The organism is Amnibacterium kyonggiense (assembly GCF_004364555.1).
Lineage (GTDB): Bacteria > Actinomycetota > Actinomycetes > Actinomycetales > Microbacteriaceae > Amnibacterium > Amnibacterium kyonggiense.
In genome coordinates this window covers 88,901-103,382 of the sequence record NZ_SOAM01000003.1, presented here as the reverse complement: position 1 = coordinate 103,382, position 14,482 = coordinate 88,901, and the positions used below count along the sequence as shown (strand labels likewise).

13 protein-coding genes are annotated in these 14,482 nt (G+C 74.6%); 5 read left to right on the top strand and 8 right to left on the bottom strand.

The window, feature by feature from the left end:
• The first annotated feature begins 95 nt into the window (after window positions 1-95).
• Window positions 96-1,118 (top strand): hypothetical protein, encoded by a 1,023-nt coding sequence (locus tag CLV52_RS13655; protein WP_133766932.1) that lies wholly within the window; start codon window positions 96-98, stop codon window positions 1,116-1,118.
• A 97-nt stretch (window positions 1,119-1,215) separates the two neighbouring features.
• Here CLV52_RS13655 and CLV52_RS13650 read toward each other — a convergent pair whose 3' ends face one another.
• From CLV52_RS13650 to CLV52_RS13640, 3 genes are all read right to left on the bottom strand, one after another.
• Window positions 1,216-1,629 carry a DUF779 domain-containing protein gene (locus CLV52_RS13650; protein WP_133766931.1) on the bottom strand — a complete coding sequence of 138 codons (414 nt, stop codon included), beginning with the start codon at window positions 1,627-1,629 and terminating at the stop codon, window positions 1,216-1,218.
• A 105-nt stretch (window positions 1,630-1,734) separates the two neighbouring features.
• The gene (gene exaC, locus CLV52_RS13645) at window positions 1,735-3,312 is read right to left on the bottom strand and encodes an acetaldehyde dehydrogenase ExaC (RefSeq protein ID WP_133767413.1); all 1,578 of its coding nucleotides are present in this window, start codon (window positions 3,310-3,312) and stop codon (window positions 1,735-1,737) included.
• A 140-nt stretch (window positions 3,313-3,452) separates the two neighbouring features.
• Complete coding sequence (locus tag CLV52_RS13640; protein ID WP_246018188.1) at window positions 3,453-4,646, bottom strand: GAF domain-containing protein; 1,194 nt, start codon at window positions 4,644-4,646, stop codon at window positions 3,453-3,455.
• 129 nt (window positions 4,647-4,775) lie between these two features.
• On the opposite strand from CLV52_RS13640, the gene CLV52_RS13635 reads away from it, so the two are divergent.
• Window positions 4,776-5,024 (top strand): glutaredoxin family protein, encoded by a 249-nt coding sequence (locus CLV52_RS13635; protein WP_133766929.1) that lies wholly within the window; start codon window positions 4,776-4,778, stop codon window positions 5,022-5,024.
• A 109-nt stretch (window positions 5,025-5,133) separates the two neighbouring features.
• Here CLV52_RS13635 and CLV52_RS13630 read toward each other — a convergent pair whose 3' ends face one another.
• The 3 genes from CLV52_RS13630 to CLV52_RS13620 are packed head-to-tail and all read right to left on the bottom strand — an operon-like array spanning window position 5,134 to window position 8,906.
• Window positions 5,134-5,832 carry an HpcH/HpaI aldolase family protein gene (locus CLV52_RS13630; protein ID WP_133766928.1) on the bottom strand — a complete coding sequence of 233 codons (699 nt, stop codon included), beginning with the start codon at window positions 5,830-5,832 and terminating at the stop codon, window positions 5,134-5,136.
• Window positions 5,833-5,862: 30 nt separating this feature from the next.
• Window positions 5,863-6,624, bottom strand: a complete 762-nt coding sequence (locus tag CLV52_RS13625) for a putative protein N(5)-glutamine methyltransferase (protein ID WP_133766927.1) — start codon at window positions 6,622-6,624, stop codon at window positions 5,863-5,865.
• On the bottom strand, window positions 6,621-8,906 hold the full coding sequence (locus tag CLV52_RS13620) for an HAD-IB family phosphatase (RefSeq protein WP_133766926.1): 2,286 nt from the start codon (window positions 8,904-8,906) through the stop codon (window positions 6,621-6,623). The genes CLV52_RS13625 and CLV52_RS13620 overlap by 4 nt, the downstream gene beginning before the upstream one ends.
• A 21-nt stretch (window positions 8,907-8,927) precedes the next feature.
• Here CLV52_RS13620 and CLV52_RS13615 point away from each other — a divergent pair, with 21 nt between their 5' ends.
• From CLV52_RS13615 to CLV52_RS13605, 3 genes are read left to right on the top strand one after another with little or no spacing between them, the layout of a single operon-like run.
• Window positions 8,928-9,707 (top strand): SDR family NAD(P)-dependent oxidoreductase, encoded by a 780-nt coding sequence (locus CLV52_RS13615; RefSeq protein WP_133766925.1) that lies wholly within the window; start codon window positions 8,928-8,930, stop codon window positions 9,705-9,707.
• Window positions 9,704-10,456 carry a lysophospholipid acyltransferase family protein gene (locus tag CLV52_RS13610; RefSeq protein WP_246018139.1) on the top strand — a complete coding sequence of 251 codons (753 nt, stop codon included), beginning with the start codon at window positions 9,704-9,706 and terminating at the stop codon, window positions 10,454-10,456. Before CLV52_RS13615 ends, CLV52_RS13610 begins: the two co-directional genes overlap by 4 nt.
• Window positions 10,453-12,177, top strand: coding sequence for an FAD-binding oxidoreductase (locus CLV52_RS13605; RefSeq protein WP_133766924.1), 1,725 nt, complete (start codon window positions 10,453-10,455; stop codon window positions 12,175-12,177). Before CLV52_RS13610 ends, CLV52_RS13605 begins: the two co-directional genes overlap by 4 nt.
• Before the next feature lie 124 nt (window positions 12,178-12,301).
• Here the strand turns inward: CLV52_RS13605 and CLV52_RS13600 are convergent, their stop codons facing one another.
• Both CLV52_RS13600 and CLV52_RS13595 read right to left on the bottom strand, forming a co-directional pair.
• Window positions 12,302-13,249, bottom strand: a complete 948-nt coding sequence (locus tag CLV52_RS13600) for a PrsW family intramembrane metalloprotease (RefSeq protein ID WP_211342705.1) — start codon at window positions 13,247-13,249, stop codon at window positions 12,302-12,304.
• Window positions 13,250-13,376: 127 nt separating this feature from the next.
• Window positions 13,377-14,372 (bottom strand): alpha-hydroxy acid oxidase, encoded by a 996-nt coding sequence (locus CLV52_RS13595; protein ID WP_246018138.1) that lies wholly within the window; start codon window positions 14,370-14,372, stop codon window positions 13,377-13,379.
• Between the last annotated feature and the right edge of the window lie 110 nt (window positions 14,373-14,482).

Genomic DNA, 14,482 nt, shown 5'->3' with positions numbered 1-14,482 from the left:
GTCGGTGCGCGCGAGCCCGGCGGGGGCGGGGCGCGGACCGCTCCTCCACAGGCCGCGGGCCGGTGGTGGGGACGATCGGGGTGCAGCATCGCCGGGTGCTTCCGGATCTCCGCCCCGTCGCCGATCCGTGGCGGATCGAGCTCGTCGTCGTCCGGGGGTCCCACACCTCCGGCGAGCGCCGGGCGATCAGCCGCGACGTGGAGCGGGGCCTGCTGCTCAGGCTCCGCCCGGGCGCCTACGTCGAGCGCACCGCGTTCGAGGTGCTGACGCCCGAGGACCGGCACCTCGTGCGCATGCGCGCGGTCGCGGCCGTCGCTCCGGGCACCGTGCTGTTCTCGCACGCGTCGGCCGCGCTGCTCCACGGGCTCCCGGTGCTGCGGCAGCGGCTCGGGTCGGTCCACGTGACCGTCGAGGACGAGGACGACCGGCATCGGACCGGGCTGACGATGCACCGGTTCCTGGTCCAGGACCGCGAGGTCGTCCGCTTCAGCGACCTCGTGACGACGGGCGTCGGGCGCACGGTGGTCGACCTCGCGGGCGGGCTGCCCTTCGAGGAGGGCGTGATGGCGGCGAGCGGGGCCCTCGCCGCCGGCGTTCCGCGGGTCCTGCTCGAGGAGGCGATCGGCGTCGCCGGACCGCGCCGGGCGAACCGCCGGATGCGGGACGCGATCGCGTTCGGGCACCCGGGCGCGGAGTCCGCAGGGGAGTCGAGGACGCTGGTGACCTTCCATCGGCTCGGCCTCGAGGTGCCGCAGCTCCAGCACCGGCTGCAGCTGTCGGACGGCTCGTCGGCGTTCGTCGACGCGGTGTTCCCCCGCGTGCTGGTCGGCGCCGAGTTCGACGGCGAGCAGAAGTTCCTCGATCCGTCGATGGCCCCCGACGGAGCCGGCAGGGCGGTGCTCAGGGAGAAGCGTCGCGAGGACGAGGTCCGCGCTCGGCTGAACGGTCTCGTGCGGTTCGGGTGGGCGGAGGCCGGGAGCCCGCCCCTCCTCCGTGCGCGCCTCGCCCAGGCCGGCGTCGTGGCGCCGCGGCGGCGGGTCCCGTTCGACGAGTGGGTCGCGGCGGCGCGAGCCGCGTCCCCGCGCCGCCCGCCGTCGACGCCGCGCTGGCGCGCCTGACTCCGCTGCGGGGGCTCCCCGCGGCAGAAGGGGCCGCGCGCACCGCCCCATCTGCCGCGGGTGGCCCCCGCAGCGGGCGTGGGCCGGAGCGGCGGGCTCAGCGGCGGAGGGGCTGCGCGCCGAGTGCGAAGCGGGGCTCGATGCCGAGCTCCGCCACCTCCGCGTCCGTGAGCATGCGGCTGCGGATGAGGAAGCGCTTGCCCTCGGGCGCCTCGACGGAGAAGCCGCTGCCGCGACCGTCGACGAGGTCGATGGTGATGTGCGTGAACTTCCACAGCTCGTACTGCGAGGCCGACATGTACACGGCGACCGGGTCGATGCCCGCGACGTCGAGGTCGCCGAGGTGCACGTCGGACGCCCCCGTGCGGAACATGCCCACGGGGTAGCACATGGGGCTCGAGCCGTCGCAGCAGCCGCCGGACTGGTGGAACATCAGCGGGCCGTGCTTCGCGGCGAGGCTGCGGAGCATGTCGGCGGCGGCGGGGGTGACGTCGATCTTCGACGCGACCATCGGGTCTCCTTCCTCGGGGACGGTGGAGACCCGTCGCGCGAGCGATGGCGTCGCGCGGCGGGCCGGTTCGCGCTTCGATTCCGAGCGAGCGAGCGGCGCATGAACTCAGAAGAAGCCCATCGGGCCCTCCGCGTAGGAGACGAGGAGGTTCTTCGTCTGCTGGTAGTGGTCGAGCATCATCTTGTGGTTCTCGCGGCCGATGCCCGACTGCTTGTACCCGCCGAACGCGGCGTGCGCCGGGTACTGGTGGTACGTGTTGCACCACACGCGGCCCGCCTCGATCGCGCGTCCGGCCCGGTACAGCTGCGAACCGTCGCGGCTCCACACGCCGGCCCCGAGGCCGTAGAGCGTGTCGTTGGCGATGGAGATCGCGTCGTCGAACCCGTCGAACGAGGTCAGCGCGAGCACCGGGCCGAAGATCTCCTCCTGGAAGATCCGCATGTCGTTCGTGCCCTCGAAGATCGTCGGCTGCACGTAGTAGCCGCCGGTCAGGTCGCCGCCGAGGTCGGCGCGCTCGCCGCCCGTGAGCAGCTTCGCGCCGCCCTGCGTGCCGATGTCCATGTAGCTCAGGATCTTCTCGAGCTGATCGTTCGACGCCTGCGCGCCGATCATCGTGGACACGTCGAGGGGGTTCCCCTGCTTGATCCGCTTGACCCGTTCGACGCCGTCGCCGACGAAGCCGTCGTAGATCGACTTCGCGACGAGCGCGCGCGACGGGCAGGTGCAGACCTCGCCCTGGTTCAGCGCGAAGAACGAGAAGCCCTCCTGCGCCTTCTCGTAGAACGCGTCGTGCTCGCGGGCGACGTCCTCGAAGAAGATGTTCGGGCTCTTGCCGCCGAGCTCGAGCGTCACGGGGATGAGGTTCTCGCTGGCGTACTGCATGATCAGCCGCCCGGTCGTCGTCTCGCCGGTGAACGCGATCTTGCGGATCCGCGGGTGGGAGGCGAGCGGCGCGCCGGCCTCGAAGCCGAACCCGTTGACGATGTTCAGCACGCCGGCGGGGATCAGGTCCTTGATGAGGTCGAGCAGCAGGTGGATCGACGCGGGCGTCTGCTCCGCCGGCTTCAGCACGACGCAGTTGCCGGCCGCGAGCGCGGGCGCGAGCTTCCACGTCGCCATGAGGATCGGGAAGTTCCAGGGGATGATCTGCCCCACCACGCCGAGCGGCTCGTGGAAGTGGTACGCGATCGTGTCGTGGTCGATCTCCGACACCCCGCCCTCCTGGGCGCGCAGCGCGCCGGCGAAGTAGCGGAAGTGGTCGATCGCGAGCGGGATGTCCGCCGCGAGCGTCTCGCGGACCGGCTTGCCGTTCTCCCACGTCTCGGCGACCGCGATCGCCTCGAGGTTCGCCTCCATGCGGTCCGCGATGCGCGTGAGCATCAGGGCGCGCTCGGCGGGGGAGGTGCGGCTCCAGGAGGGGAACGCCTTCCAGCCCGCCTCGACCGCCGCGTCGACGTCCTTCGCGGTGCCGCGCGCCATCTCGGTGAACGGCTTGCCCGTCACCGGCGTGATGTCGTCGAAGTACTGCCCCTCGGCCGGCGGGACGTACCGGCCGCCGATGAAGTGGTCGTACCGCGGCTTGTAGGACACCACGGAGCCCTCGGCACCCGGCGCTGCGTACACCTGCGGGCCGGCGGCGGGAGGGGTCTCCTCCGCCTTCTCGGCGGGGGCGTCGGCGTACATCGTCATATCGATCGTCCTTCCAGACCTCGTCGTCCGGACCGCGTCGTCCGGCCGTGGTGCGGCCGGATCGCGCGGTCGGGCACGGTCCCCGTGCCCGATGCCGACGCTAGGCGCGGCGACGTTGCACGCCGTTGCGGCCGTCAGCCCAGGGCGTCGAGCCGCGCGACGACGCCGGCGCGCTTCGGCGACCGGGCCGGGAGGAGACGGAGCGCGGTGAGCAGCGGCTCCGGATCCGTCGGCGCGAAGCGCTCCGCCCAGGCCAGCAGCAGGGCGGGGGAGGCGCTCTCGAGCAACGCCTCCCGGAGCCGGCCGTCGACCTCCGCGCGGATCGCCTCGACGCCCGGCGCGACGGAGCCGGGCAGCACCTCGCCGCGGTAGGCCTCGAGCGCCGCGCGGTGCGCGCCGCGGTCGAGCAGGGCGAGCAGCTGGCGCACGTCGAGGTCGATCGGCACGGGCAGCCGGTAGGGCCGCGCGACGGGGACGAGGGACGGCGCGACGCCCTCGAGCACGTGCCGGAGGCGGACCATCTCGGGCCGGACGGTCGCGACGGCGTCCGCCCTGCCGTGCACGAGCTCCGCGAGTCGCTCGGCCGACAGCCCGGCACGGTGCCAAGCGAGCAGCGTCAGCAGCTCCGCGTGCCGCAGCGACAGCGGCACGGTCCGGCCGCCGGCGGTCAGCGCGCCATGGTCCTGCCCGAGGACCGCCAGCCGCGGCGCGCGGGCGGGTGCCGGCGTCCTCCGCTGGCGTCGGCCGCCGCGCGTGAGGCGCTGCAGCAGCAGCTCCCGCTCGACCGCGGCCGCCGTCGCCTCGAGCAGCGCCAGGGAGCGCGGCGCGGCGACGTCCGGGCCGCCCGTGATGTCGAGGACGCCGATCGTCTCGTGGGAGCGGAGGTCGTGGATGGGCACGGCGGTGCAGCTCCACGGCTGCACCTGCACCGCGAAGTGCTCCTCGCCGGCGATCTGCACGGGCCGGTCCAGGGCGAGCGCCGTTCCGGGCGCGGAGGTCCCGACGCGGCGCTCGGACCAGTCCGCGCCGGGCACGAAGCGCATCGCCTCCGCCCGGCGCACCAGTGCCGGGTCGCCCTCCACCCAGAGCAGCCGCCCGACGGCGTCGCCGACCGCGACGACGACGCCGGAGTCCTCGTCCGCGTCCCGCACGAGGAGCGACCGGATGATCGGCAGAGCGGCGGCGAGCGGATGCGCGCCGCGGACGTCCTCGAGCCGGTCGACCTCGAGCGGCGGACCCGGCTCGGCCCGGTCGGGTGCGAGGCGGCTCGCGCGGGCGCGCGCCCAGGACTCCGCCACGAGGCGGCGGTGGGGGCGGGCACCGCGCATCTCCACCACCGGACGCACCTCCTGCGGTCGTCGTCGACCCGAGCCGCGCTCACGGTAGCCCCGTCCCGGCGGCGGCGGGAGCCCCGCGGCCGGACTCAGGGCAGGTCGTGACCGGCATAGGCTCGGGAGATGAGCGATTCCGTCGAGATCACCCTGTACGGCGCGGACTGGTGCCGCGACTGCCGCCGGTCCAAGGCCGTGCTCGACGGCGAGGGCGTCGCCTACCGGTACGTCGACGTGGAGGTCTCGAAGGAGGCCGCGGACGAGGCGATGTCGATCAGCGGCCGCCCGAACATCCCCGTGATCCTGTTCGCGGACGGTTCGCACCTCGTCGAGCCGACCGACGAGGCGCTGCGGACCAAGCTCGCCGCCGCCTGACCTCCCGGATCCGCAGAACGTCCGCGGATCCGCAGTCCCGGACCGACACGCCGCGTCCGGTGCTCCAGCGTCGGCGTGTCGTGGAGGAACTGCGGATCCGCGAAGCCCGTCAGGCGCGGACGCGGGCCGCGATCGCCGCGCCCTCGGCCAGCACCGAGGTGTCGAGCGCCGCGACGACGTCGGTGAAGCCGAGTTCGAGGAACCGGCGCGCCCGCGGCTCGGTCGCGCCGAACGCGCCCGCGCGGACGCCGGCCGCCCGGCAGGCGGCGAGGATCCGCCGCAGCGGCGCGTCCGATGCGTCGTCCGCGAGCAGGTCGTCGACGGTCGTGCCGAGGCTCTGCGCGAGGTCGAAGGGGCCCACGAACACGAGGTCGAGGTCCGGCGTCCGGGCGATCGCGTCGACGGCGGCGAGGCCCGCCGCCGTCTCGACCATCACGCCGACGAAGGGTCGCGCCGCCTGATCCGAGCCGGGCAGCGGCCCGAAGCTGCGGAGGCCGCGGGGCGGGTGGTGGGCGGCGGCGACGGCGGCCTCCGCCTCCGCGGCGCTCTCGACGAGCGGCACGACGACGCCGTCGGCACCGGCGTCGAGCGCCCGGCCGATGACGTCGACGCGGTTCGTCACCGGCCGCACGAGCACCGGCACGCGGCGCTCACGCCGGAGCGCGAAGGTCGCGCGCACGGCCGCGTCGTCGAAGTGCCCGTGCTGCTGGTCGAGCAGCACCCAGTCGAACCCGGCCGCCTCGAGCGCCGCCGACGTCCTCGGCTCGCCGAGCATCGCCCAGACCCCGAGCCGCACGTCGTCCGTCATGCCGGAACGCTAGCGATGCCGGCCGGGACGTCAGCGGGGAAGCACGCCGATCGCGACGGTGCCGTCCACGTCGTCGTCGGACTCGACGGCCGCGCGGAGGCCCGCGCCCTCGAGCAGCAGCGCCGTCCAGGCGGCCTGCGTCCGACCGGTCTCGATGAGCAGTGCCCCGCCGGGCGCCAGCCAGGCCGTCGCCTCGGCGGCGATCCGGCGGTGCAGGTCGAGCCCGTCGCCGCCGCCGTCGAGCGCCACGCGCGGCTCGAAGTCGCGCGCCTCCCGCGGCATGTCCACGATGCGGTCGGATGGGACGTAGGGCGCGTTCACCGCGATCACCGCGAAGCCGGCGCGCATGCGCTCGGGCAGCGCCCCGAACAGGTCGCCCTCCCACACCGTGCCGCCGACCGGACCGAGCGTGCGCCGCGCATTCGCCACAGCGGCGGGGTCGACGTCCGCGGCGTGCACGACGACGCCGGGCACCCGGGTCGCCAGCGCGAGCCCGACCGCGCCGGTGCCGCAGCAGAGGTCGAGGACGACGTCGCCCGCCGCGGCGCGGTCGGCCGCGCGCCGGGCGAGCAGCTCCGTCCGGCGCCGAGGCACGAAGACGTGCGGGTCCACGGGCACGCGCAGCCCGTCGAAGGCCGCCCAGCCGAGCAGCGGCTCGAGCGGTTCGCCCGCGGCCCGGCGCGCGACGAGCGCGTCCAGCTCCGGGCCCGAGGCCGCCTCGGCGAGCAGCCCGGCCTCCTCCTCGGCGAACACGACGCCGGCCGCGCGCAGGCGCGCGACGACGTCCGTCACGACGTGAGGTCGGTGCGGGCGACCCCGCCGCGGGGCCAGTCGACGATCGGCCACCGCCGCTTCAGCGCCGCCCGCGCGAGCCGCGCGTCCGGGTTCACCGCGGTCGCGTTGCCCACGAGCGAGAGCCACGGCAGGTCCGCGACGCTGTCGCCGTACGCGTAGGAGGCGGCCAGGTCGTATCCGCCGCGCTCCGCGTACTGCGCCAGCCAGGCGCCCCGCGCCTCGTCGACGAGCGGCGGTGCGCCGAGGTAGCCGGTCAGCACGCCCTGCTCCTCGTGCATGGTCCCCGCGATCACCTCGTCGAAGAGCTCGGCGAGGGGCTCGGCGAGGACGCCGATGGACCCGGTCACGAGGACCGTTCGGTGCCCGGCGGCCCGGTGCTCGCGCACCCGCTGCAGCGCCGCGCTGCTCGTGTGGGCGACCAGCTGGTCGGTGTACCCGCCGCGCACCGCCGCCTCGAGCCGCGACGCCGGCATGCCCGCGTACCGCCGCAGGAAGGAGCGGAGGAACTCGCCGCGGTCGCGCCGCTCGGCCGCGAGGTACGAGGGGAGGCGCGTGATGATCGAGCCCGCCTCCGCGGCCGCCGCCGCCTCGCCGCCCTGCGCGCGGAGCACCCAGAGCCGCTGCTGCACGATGTTCGACTCGACGACGGTGCCCTCGAGGTCGAACACGGCGACGACGTCGGTGCGCTGCTCGAGCGCCTTCGGCTCGGTCGAGCGGGCGCCGGTGCTGCCGCGGCCCCGCGAGAACACGCGCATGAGCTGCGTGATGGCGGGCACGTGCACCCGCTGCATGAAATCGCGCCAGTCGATCCGCGTGACGTCGAAGCCCTCCGTGGGCCGATCGGCCGGGATGCGGGCGTTCAGCGTGCGCGCGTTCCGGTCGTCGAAGATCAGCTCCGTGCCGACGTACGCGCGGTACAGGTCGGAGAGCTGCCGCAGGCTGTGCACGTCGCGCTCGCGACGGCCCATCGTGCGCTGCCACTCGCGCAGACGCGGGGTGGACGGCAGGCGGTCGAGCGTCGTGTTCGCGGCGCCGACGAGGACCTCGGCGCGACGGATCGCGCGCTCGACGCGGCGGTCGCCGGGGAACTGCCACGTGGGCACCCGCTCGGCGCCGGGGGTGTCCGGGATCGGGTTCGCCGTGAAGTACTCGTGCACGTTCCGGTACATCTCGTGGAACGGGAGCGGGTTGCTCGCGCCGGACGCGATGTGCAGGTACCGCGGCTCGGTCGCAGGCGGCGGGGTGGCGGCCGCCGCGAGGATCGCGTTCACCACGAAGTCGACCGGGATGATGTCGAGCACCGAGTCGGGGACGCCGGGGAAGTCGGGCAGCTGCCCGCGGCCGAAGGCGATGATCAGCGGGTCCGCGACCTTGAAGCCGTCGATCCAGCCGGGGAACGGGTGCTCGAGCGCGCTCTCGATGACGCTCGGGCGCACGACGGACAGGCGGTGCTCCGCTCCCCACAGCTCCTCCGCGGCGCGCTCGGCGAGCGCCTTCGTGAGCGTGTAGACGTCGGTCCAGCCGAGGCTCTGCGCTCGGGCGCGGCCGGCGGTGACGAGGCGCTTCTTCACCCAGTCGATGCGGGCGTCCTCCGCGGCCCGGGCGACCGCGCGCGGGCCCTCCTTGCCGTGCTCGGCGCGGGCGCGGAGCATGAGGCCGCGCAGCACGCCGGGCTCGCGGCTCCGGAGCTCGACGCGCTGCCGGGCGGCCGCGGCCGCCTCCCACTCGATGCGCCAGTCCGCGTCGTGGTCGAGCGACGCCTCGGGCAGCACGCCCTTGCGCATCCCGCCGACGTAGCAGGTCGAGACGTGGACGACGTGCGGATCGGCGCCGGTGGCGCGCAGCGCCGAGTAGATGCCGGAGGCGCCGCCGACGTTCGTCGCGAAGGCCTCGTCGATCGGCGGGTCGAAGGACACGGTCGACGCGGAGTGGATCACGACGTCGAGGTCGGCGGGCAGCTCGGGCACCGCGTCGAGCGAGCCCTCGACGGCGGTGACGCGCTCGGCGAAGATCCGGGCCGCCTCCTCGCGGCCGACGGCCTCCCGCCACGGCTTGAACACCGGCTTCGAGAGCAGCTTGCGGACGCGGTCCGCCGCGGACTGACCGGTCTTGCCGCGCACGAGCATCGAGATCCGGGTGTCCGGATGGGAGACGAGCAGACGCTCGAGCACGGCCTGGCCGACGAAGCCCGTCCCTCCCGTCAGGAGCACGTGCCCGGAGAGGCGTCCGACGGGGGATTCGGGTTCGGCGCCGGTGCCGGCACCGGCGGTGTTCGTCATCGGGTCCGTATCGTATGCGGAATGGCGACCGCGCTCGTGACCGGGGCGACGAGCGGCATCGGCGCGGCCTTCGCGCGGGCCCTCGCCGACCGTGGCTGGGATCTCGTCCTCGTGGCCCGCGACGAGGCCCGCCTCGACGCCGAGGCCGCCCGGTACCGCGCGGCGGGGCGCGCCGTGGAGGTGCTCCGCGCCGATCTCGCCGACCGGGCGGACGTGACCCGCGTCGCCGCGCGGCTCGAGGAGCAGGACCGGCCGGTCGACCTCCTGGTGAACAACGCCGGGTTCTCCGTCCGCGCGCCGCTGCTGTCGACGGACCAGGAGGCGCACGACCGCGCGTTCGAGGTGATGGTCCGCGCGGTGCAGGTGCTGTCAGGGGCCGCCGGCCGGGCGATGGTGCAGCGCGGCCGAGGGCGCATCGTCAACGTCGGGTCCACGGCGGGCCGGATCACGATGGGCGCGTACTCGGCGATCAAGGCCTGGGTGACCGTCTTCACCGAGGGGCTGTCGAACGAGCTCGCGGGCACCGGCGTGACCGCGATGGCGCTGGAGCCCGGCTGGGTGCGCACGGAGTTCCATGCTCGCGCGGGCATCTCGGGCTCGTCGATGCCGAGCGCGCTCTGGCTGGACGCCGACGACCTCGTGGCGGCCGCGTTGCGCGATCTGTCCCGCGGCCGCGTGGTCTCGACCCCGAGCGCGCGGTACAAAGCCCTCATGTTCCTCGTCCGGCATGGGCCGCGCTCCGGCGTCCGCCGCGTCTCGAAGGCGCTGAGCGGCCGTCGCCGCAGTAGCCTTCCCGAGTGACGACGCGGGTGACGACCAAGCGACCCGTCGGCTCCGAACCCCCCGCCGTGCGGTTCGATCGATACACCTCGAAGCCGATGGCCGCCGCGCGCTGGGTCGCGCAGCGGGTGCTGCTCGGCGGCGTGGTGCGCTCCGTCGTGCGCGTCCGGATCCTCGGGCGCGAGCGCCTCAGCGACCTCCGCGGCGCCTTCGTCGTCGTCGCGAACCACACGAGCCACCTCGACGCGCCGCTGCTCTGCACGACGCTGCCGCGACGGCTCGCCCGCTACATCTCGGTGGGCGCCGCGGCCGACTACTTCTTCGACGTGCGCTGGCGGAAGGGCCTGACGGCGCTCTTCTTCAATGCGTTCCCGATTCACCGCGCGGGCATCAACCGACCGGCGTCCGAGGCGCGATCGCTGCTCGCCCGCGGCGTCCCGCTGATCATCTTCCCGGAGGGCACGCGGAGCCGGACCGGGAAGATCGGGCAGTTCAAGGTCGGCGCGGCGGCGCTCGCGAGCCAGTCGAACGTCCCGATGCTGCCCGTCGCGATCATCGGCGCCCACGCCGCGCACCCGCGCGGCTCCAAATGGCCGAAGGCGGGCAGGCCCCCGGTCGCCGTCGTCTTCGGCGACCCGGTGTTCGCGCAGACGGGCGAGACGCCGACCGAGTACATGCGCCGCGTCCGCGGCGAGGTGCAGCGGCTGCACGACGAGCACGCGCCCGCCGTCCTGTCGAGGGGCCGAACCACGTCCGGAGGACCACGATGACCGATCTCGTCACCCCGACCGACGCCGACCGCGAGGACGCGGCGGCGGTCCGCGACCAGGGGGTCGCGCACATGAAGTGGTGGGGCTGGGGCGTCCCCGGCGTCGCCTTCCACTTCGAGGACAAGCCGGCGTTCGCGCCGTTCGTGCTGAAGGCCGTCGGGCTCGACCTGCACGCCTCCTCGCCGCTCGAGCAGCCGGACTTCGCCGCCCTCGACGTGCCCGCGTCGATCGCCGACGCCCCGCTGCGCGAGGCGATGGGCGCGGCCGTCGGCGCCGACCGCGTCGCCGACGACGACCTCGACCGCGTCGTGCACACCTACGGCAAGAGCATCCGCGACCTGATCAAGGTGCGCGCCGGGCGCCTGCCCCGCGTGCCCGACCTCGTCGTGTACCCGGCCGACGAGGCGGCGGTCCAGGCGGTCGTCGACGCGGTCGTGGCGCACGACGCGGTGCTGATCCCGTTCGGCGGCGGCAGCAACATCGCCGGCTCCCTCGAGCCGATGCCGGGGGAGTCGCGGCCCGTCGTCTCGGTGGACCTCGGCCTGCTCGACCGCGTGCTCGACGTCGACGAGGGCTCCGGGCTCGCCCGGGTGCAGGCCGGCGTGCTCGGCCCGTCGCTCGAGGCGCAGCTGAACGCGCGCGGCTGGACGATCGGGCACTTCCCGGACTCGTTCACGCACTCGAGCCTCGGAGGCTGGATCGCCACGCGGTCCTCCGGCATGCAGTCGGACAAGTACGGCGACATCGCCGACATCGCCCGGGGCATGCGGGTCGCGCGGCCCGGCGGCCTGCTCGACCTGCGCGCGACCCCGTCGGCCTCCACGGGACCGAGCGTGCGGGAGATGATCCTCGGCAGCGAGGGCCGGCTCGGCGTGATCACGGAGGCCGTGGTGCAGGTGCACCGGGTGCCCGCGAAGCGCAGCATCCACGCCTACTTCTTCCCGAACTGGCGCGCCGGCACCAAGGCCATGCGCCAGATCGCCGCGAGCGACGTGCACCCCGCGATCACACGCGTCTCCGACGGGCGGGAGACGGGCTTCTCGCTCTCGACGTCGAAGGAGTCGAAGGGCTTCGGCGCGTTCGCCCAGAAGGCGCTCTTCGCGTTCCTGCAGCGCCGCGGCTGGAACCTCGACGAGATGTGCCTCTCGTTCATCGGGTACGAGGGCGAGCCCGCGCACGTGGCGAAGCAGCGCCGCGCGGTCGAGAGGATCGTCAAGCGCAACGGCGGCATCTCGGTCGGCACCGGCCCGGGCGTGCTCTACGACCAGAAGAAGTTCGACACCCCGTACCTGCGCGACTTCCTGCTCGACCGCGGCACCGCGGGCGACGTGTCGGAGACGAGCGTGCCGTGGACCGGCCTCGACCGGATGCACGACGGCGTGATCGCGGCGGCGGAGGCGGCGTACGAGTCGCTCGGCCGCAAGGGCTGGATCATGAGCCACCTGTCGCACTCGTACCACTCGGGCGCGTGCCTGTACTTCACGTTCGCGTTCGTGATGGGAGACGACCCGGAGGCCGAGTACGACGTCGTGAAGCAGGCGATCCAGCAGGCGTTCATCGACCTCGGCGGCGTTCCGAGCCACCACCACGGCATCGGCGTCGAGCACGCCCCGTGGCTGCCCGACGTGCTGTCGGAGCCGGGGATCGACGTCCTGGAGGGGCTGTTCGCCGCGACGGACCCCGGCCGCAACCTGAACCCGGCGAAGATCACCGCGAACTGAAGCCCGCGCGGATCCGCACGTCCTCCGCGGATCCGCAGTTCTTGGACGGCACGCCGAGTCGGCGGGCCGTGGCGGCGGCGCGTCGCGCAGGACCTGCGGCGCGGCGCGGCGGAGGCGGGTCGCGTCAGGCGGCGTGCTGCTCGGACATCGCGCGGTCGCGCGGGCGGTGGTGGCGCACGATGCCGCGGAGGGTGAGGCCGCCGAGCACCGAGACGACGCCGAGCCCCAGCACGTAGACGCCGTTCGAGATCCCGCCGACCTCGCCCTGCGTACCCGGCCGCAGCGTGTCGTACTCGAACGCGGGCACGGCGTTGCCGGTCGCCACGATGGCGATGATCGTGCTGATGCCGCCCATCGCGTCCCAGAGCCCGTGGAGCACGGCGACGAGCAGGTACGCGAGCACCACGCCGACGGCGAACCGGTAGCGGCGGCCGTCGCGGGAGGCGGCGAACAGTGCGGCGCCGAGCACCGCGGTCCAGAGCACGTGCCCGAGCGGGGTGAGCACCGAGCGCACGGCCTCCGTCTGGAGCAGCCCGAGCAGGTCGATCCCGCCCCGCCCGAGCGCCGCGTTGAACGCGTAGCCGGCGGACTCGAACGCCGCGAAGCCCGCGCCGACGGTGGCGCCGAGCAGCGCGCCCTGCCGCGCCGTCTTGGGCACCAGGTGCCGGCCGATCACGACGACGAGCACGCCCTTCACGAGCTCCTCGATGAGGCCCACGAGCAGGAAGCCGCCGAGCCCGCCGGAGGCCAGCGGCGCCTCGAGCACCGAGGCGCCGAGCACCCCGAGCACGCCGCCGACGAAGAACGCGAGCATGAGCGAGGTCACCGGGAAGGCGGTGCTGATCCGCTCCGCCGCGAAGAGGACGACGGAGAACGGCACGAGGAAGCTGCCGAGCAGGATCAGCGTCGGGACCAGGTTCGCATTGCGCGTCGCGATCGTGACGACGATCGTGACGAGCCACAGCAGCGCGCCGGCGAGCAGCGACTTCCACCACCAGCCGTGGCGGTGCGTGCGCGTCGGCTCGTCGGCGTGCAGGTACGAGGTGGCGACGGCGGCGGTCGGGCTGCTCACATCCCGAACCCTGCCGTGCGGAACCGGAGCCGCCGCTGAGAGCGGGCCGATCGGCGCACGGGTTCAGACCGGGTGCAGGTGCGTCGGCCTCGGCGCTGTGAAGTGGAGATGAACGCGCTGGGCCGCCTCAGCGGTGGAGGACGTCCGGGAACGGACGGGTCACCGCCGGGACGCCGGCGAGCACCATCGCGAGCGCGAGCTCCTCGCGCAGTGTCCTGAGCATCCGCGCGACCCCGTCCGCACCGCCCGCTGCGAGCGCCCGCAGCGCGGGGCGTCCGACCAGCACCGCGTCCGCGCCGAGCGCGAGGGCGACGAGCACGTCGGCGCCCGTCCGGATCCCGCCGTCGACGAGGACGGGAGCGGCGCCGCCGACCGCGGCGACGACGCCGGGCAGCGCCTCGGCGGTCGCCACGGCCCGGTCGAGCTGGCGGCCGCCGTGGTTCGAGACGATCACGCCGGCGGCCCCCGCGTCCAGGCAGCGGGCGGCGTCGTCCGCGCGCAGCACGCCCTTCACGAGCACCGGGAGGCCGGCGACCCGGCCGAGCTCGCGGATCAGGTCCGTGCCGGCCGACGGGTCCTGCTCGACGTCCACGGCGGTGAGGTCCCGTCCCGTCCGCGCCCGGAGCCCGGCGAGATGCGCCGCCGCCGGGTCGACGCCCGGGGTGGGGCGGCGCTTCGGGGCGACGACGGGCGTGTCGCCGGTCAGGACGACCGCCGCAGCGCCGGATGTCGCGGCGGCCGCGACGAGGTCGAGCGTGAGCGCGCGGTCGCGCATCGCGTAGACCTGGAACCACCAGGGTCCGGCCGCGGCGGCGACGTCCTCGATCGGCACCGAGGTCCGCGTCGAGAGGACGAACCCGCAGCCCGCGGCCGCCGCGCCGCGGGCCGTCGCGACCTCGCCGTCCGGGTGCACGAGGCCGTGCAGCGCCGTGGGGGCGACGAGGACCGGCGCCGCCAGGCGCGCGCCGAGGAGGTCGACCTCCGTCACCGCGCGCTCCACGCCGGTCAGGACGTGCGGGGCGAAGCGGCGCACGCGCCAGGCGGCCTCGTTCGCGCGGAGGGTGACCTCCTCGCCCGAGCCGCCCTCGTCGTAGTCGCGGACGGCGGGATCGAGCTGGGCCACGCGGACCTCCTGCATCGGTGCGCCGCGATTGGTGACGAACCGATAACTCCTGCTGGACACGGGCCTGCTCGGTTGTGCGCGACCCGCTCCCTTTGTACAGTCACACTCAA

Bases quoted from the DNA above. Each gene is read 5' to 3' on its own strand.
- CLV52_RS13605 (WP_133766924.1), top strand. From the start codon at position 10,453: ATGACCGATCTCGTCACCCCGACCGACGCCGACCGCGAGGACGCGGCG.
- CLV52_RS13650 (WP_133766931.1), bottom strand. From the start codon at position 1,629: ATGGTCGCGTCGAAGATCGACGTCACCCCCGCCGCCGCCGACATGCTC.
- CLV52_RS13635 (WP_133766929.1), top strand. From the start codon at position 4,776: ATGAGCGATTCCGTCGAGATCACCCTGTACGGCGCGGACTGGTGCCGC.
- CLV52_RS13620 (WP_133766926.1), bottom strand. From the start codon at position 8,906: ATGACGAACACCGCCGGTGCCGGCACCGGCGCCGAACCCGAATCCCCC.
- exaC (WP_133767413.1), bottom strand. From the start codon at position 3,312: ATGTACGCCGACGCCCCCGCCGAGAAGGCGGAGGAGACCCCTCCCGCC.
- CLV52_RS13640 (WP_246018188.1), bottom strand. From the start codon at position 4,646: ATGCGCGGTGCCCGCCCCCACCGCCGCCTCGTGGCGGAGTCCTGGGCG.
- CLV52_RS13630 (WP_133766928.1), bottom strand. From the start codon at position 5,832: ATGACGGACGACGTGCGGCTCGGGGTCTGGGCGATGCTCGGCGAGCCG.
- CLV52_RS13615 (WP_133766925.1), top strand. From the start codon at position 8,928: ATGGCGACCGCGCTCGTGACCGGGGCGACGAGCGGCATCGGCGCGGCC.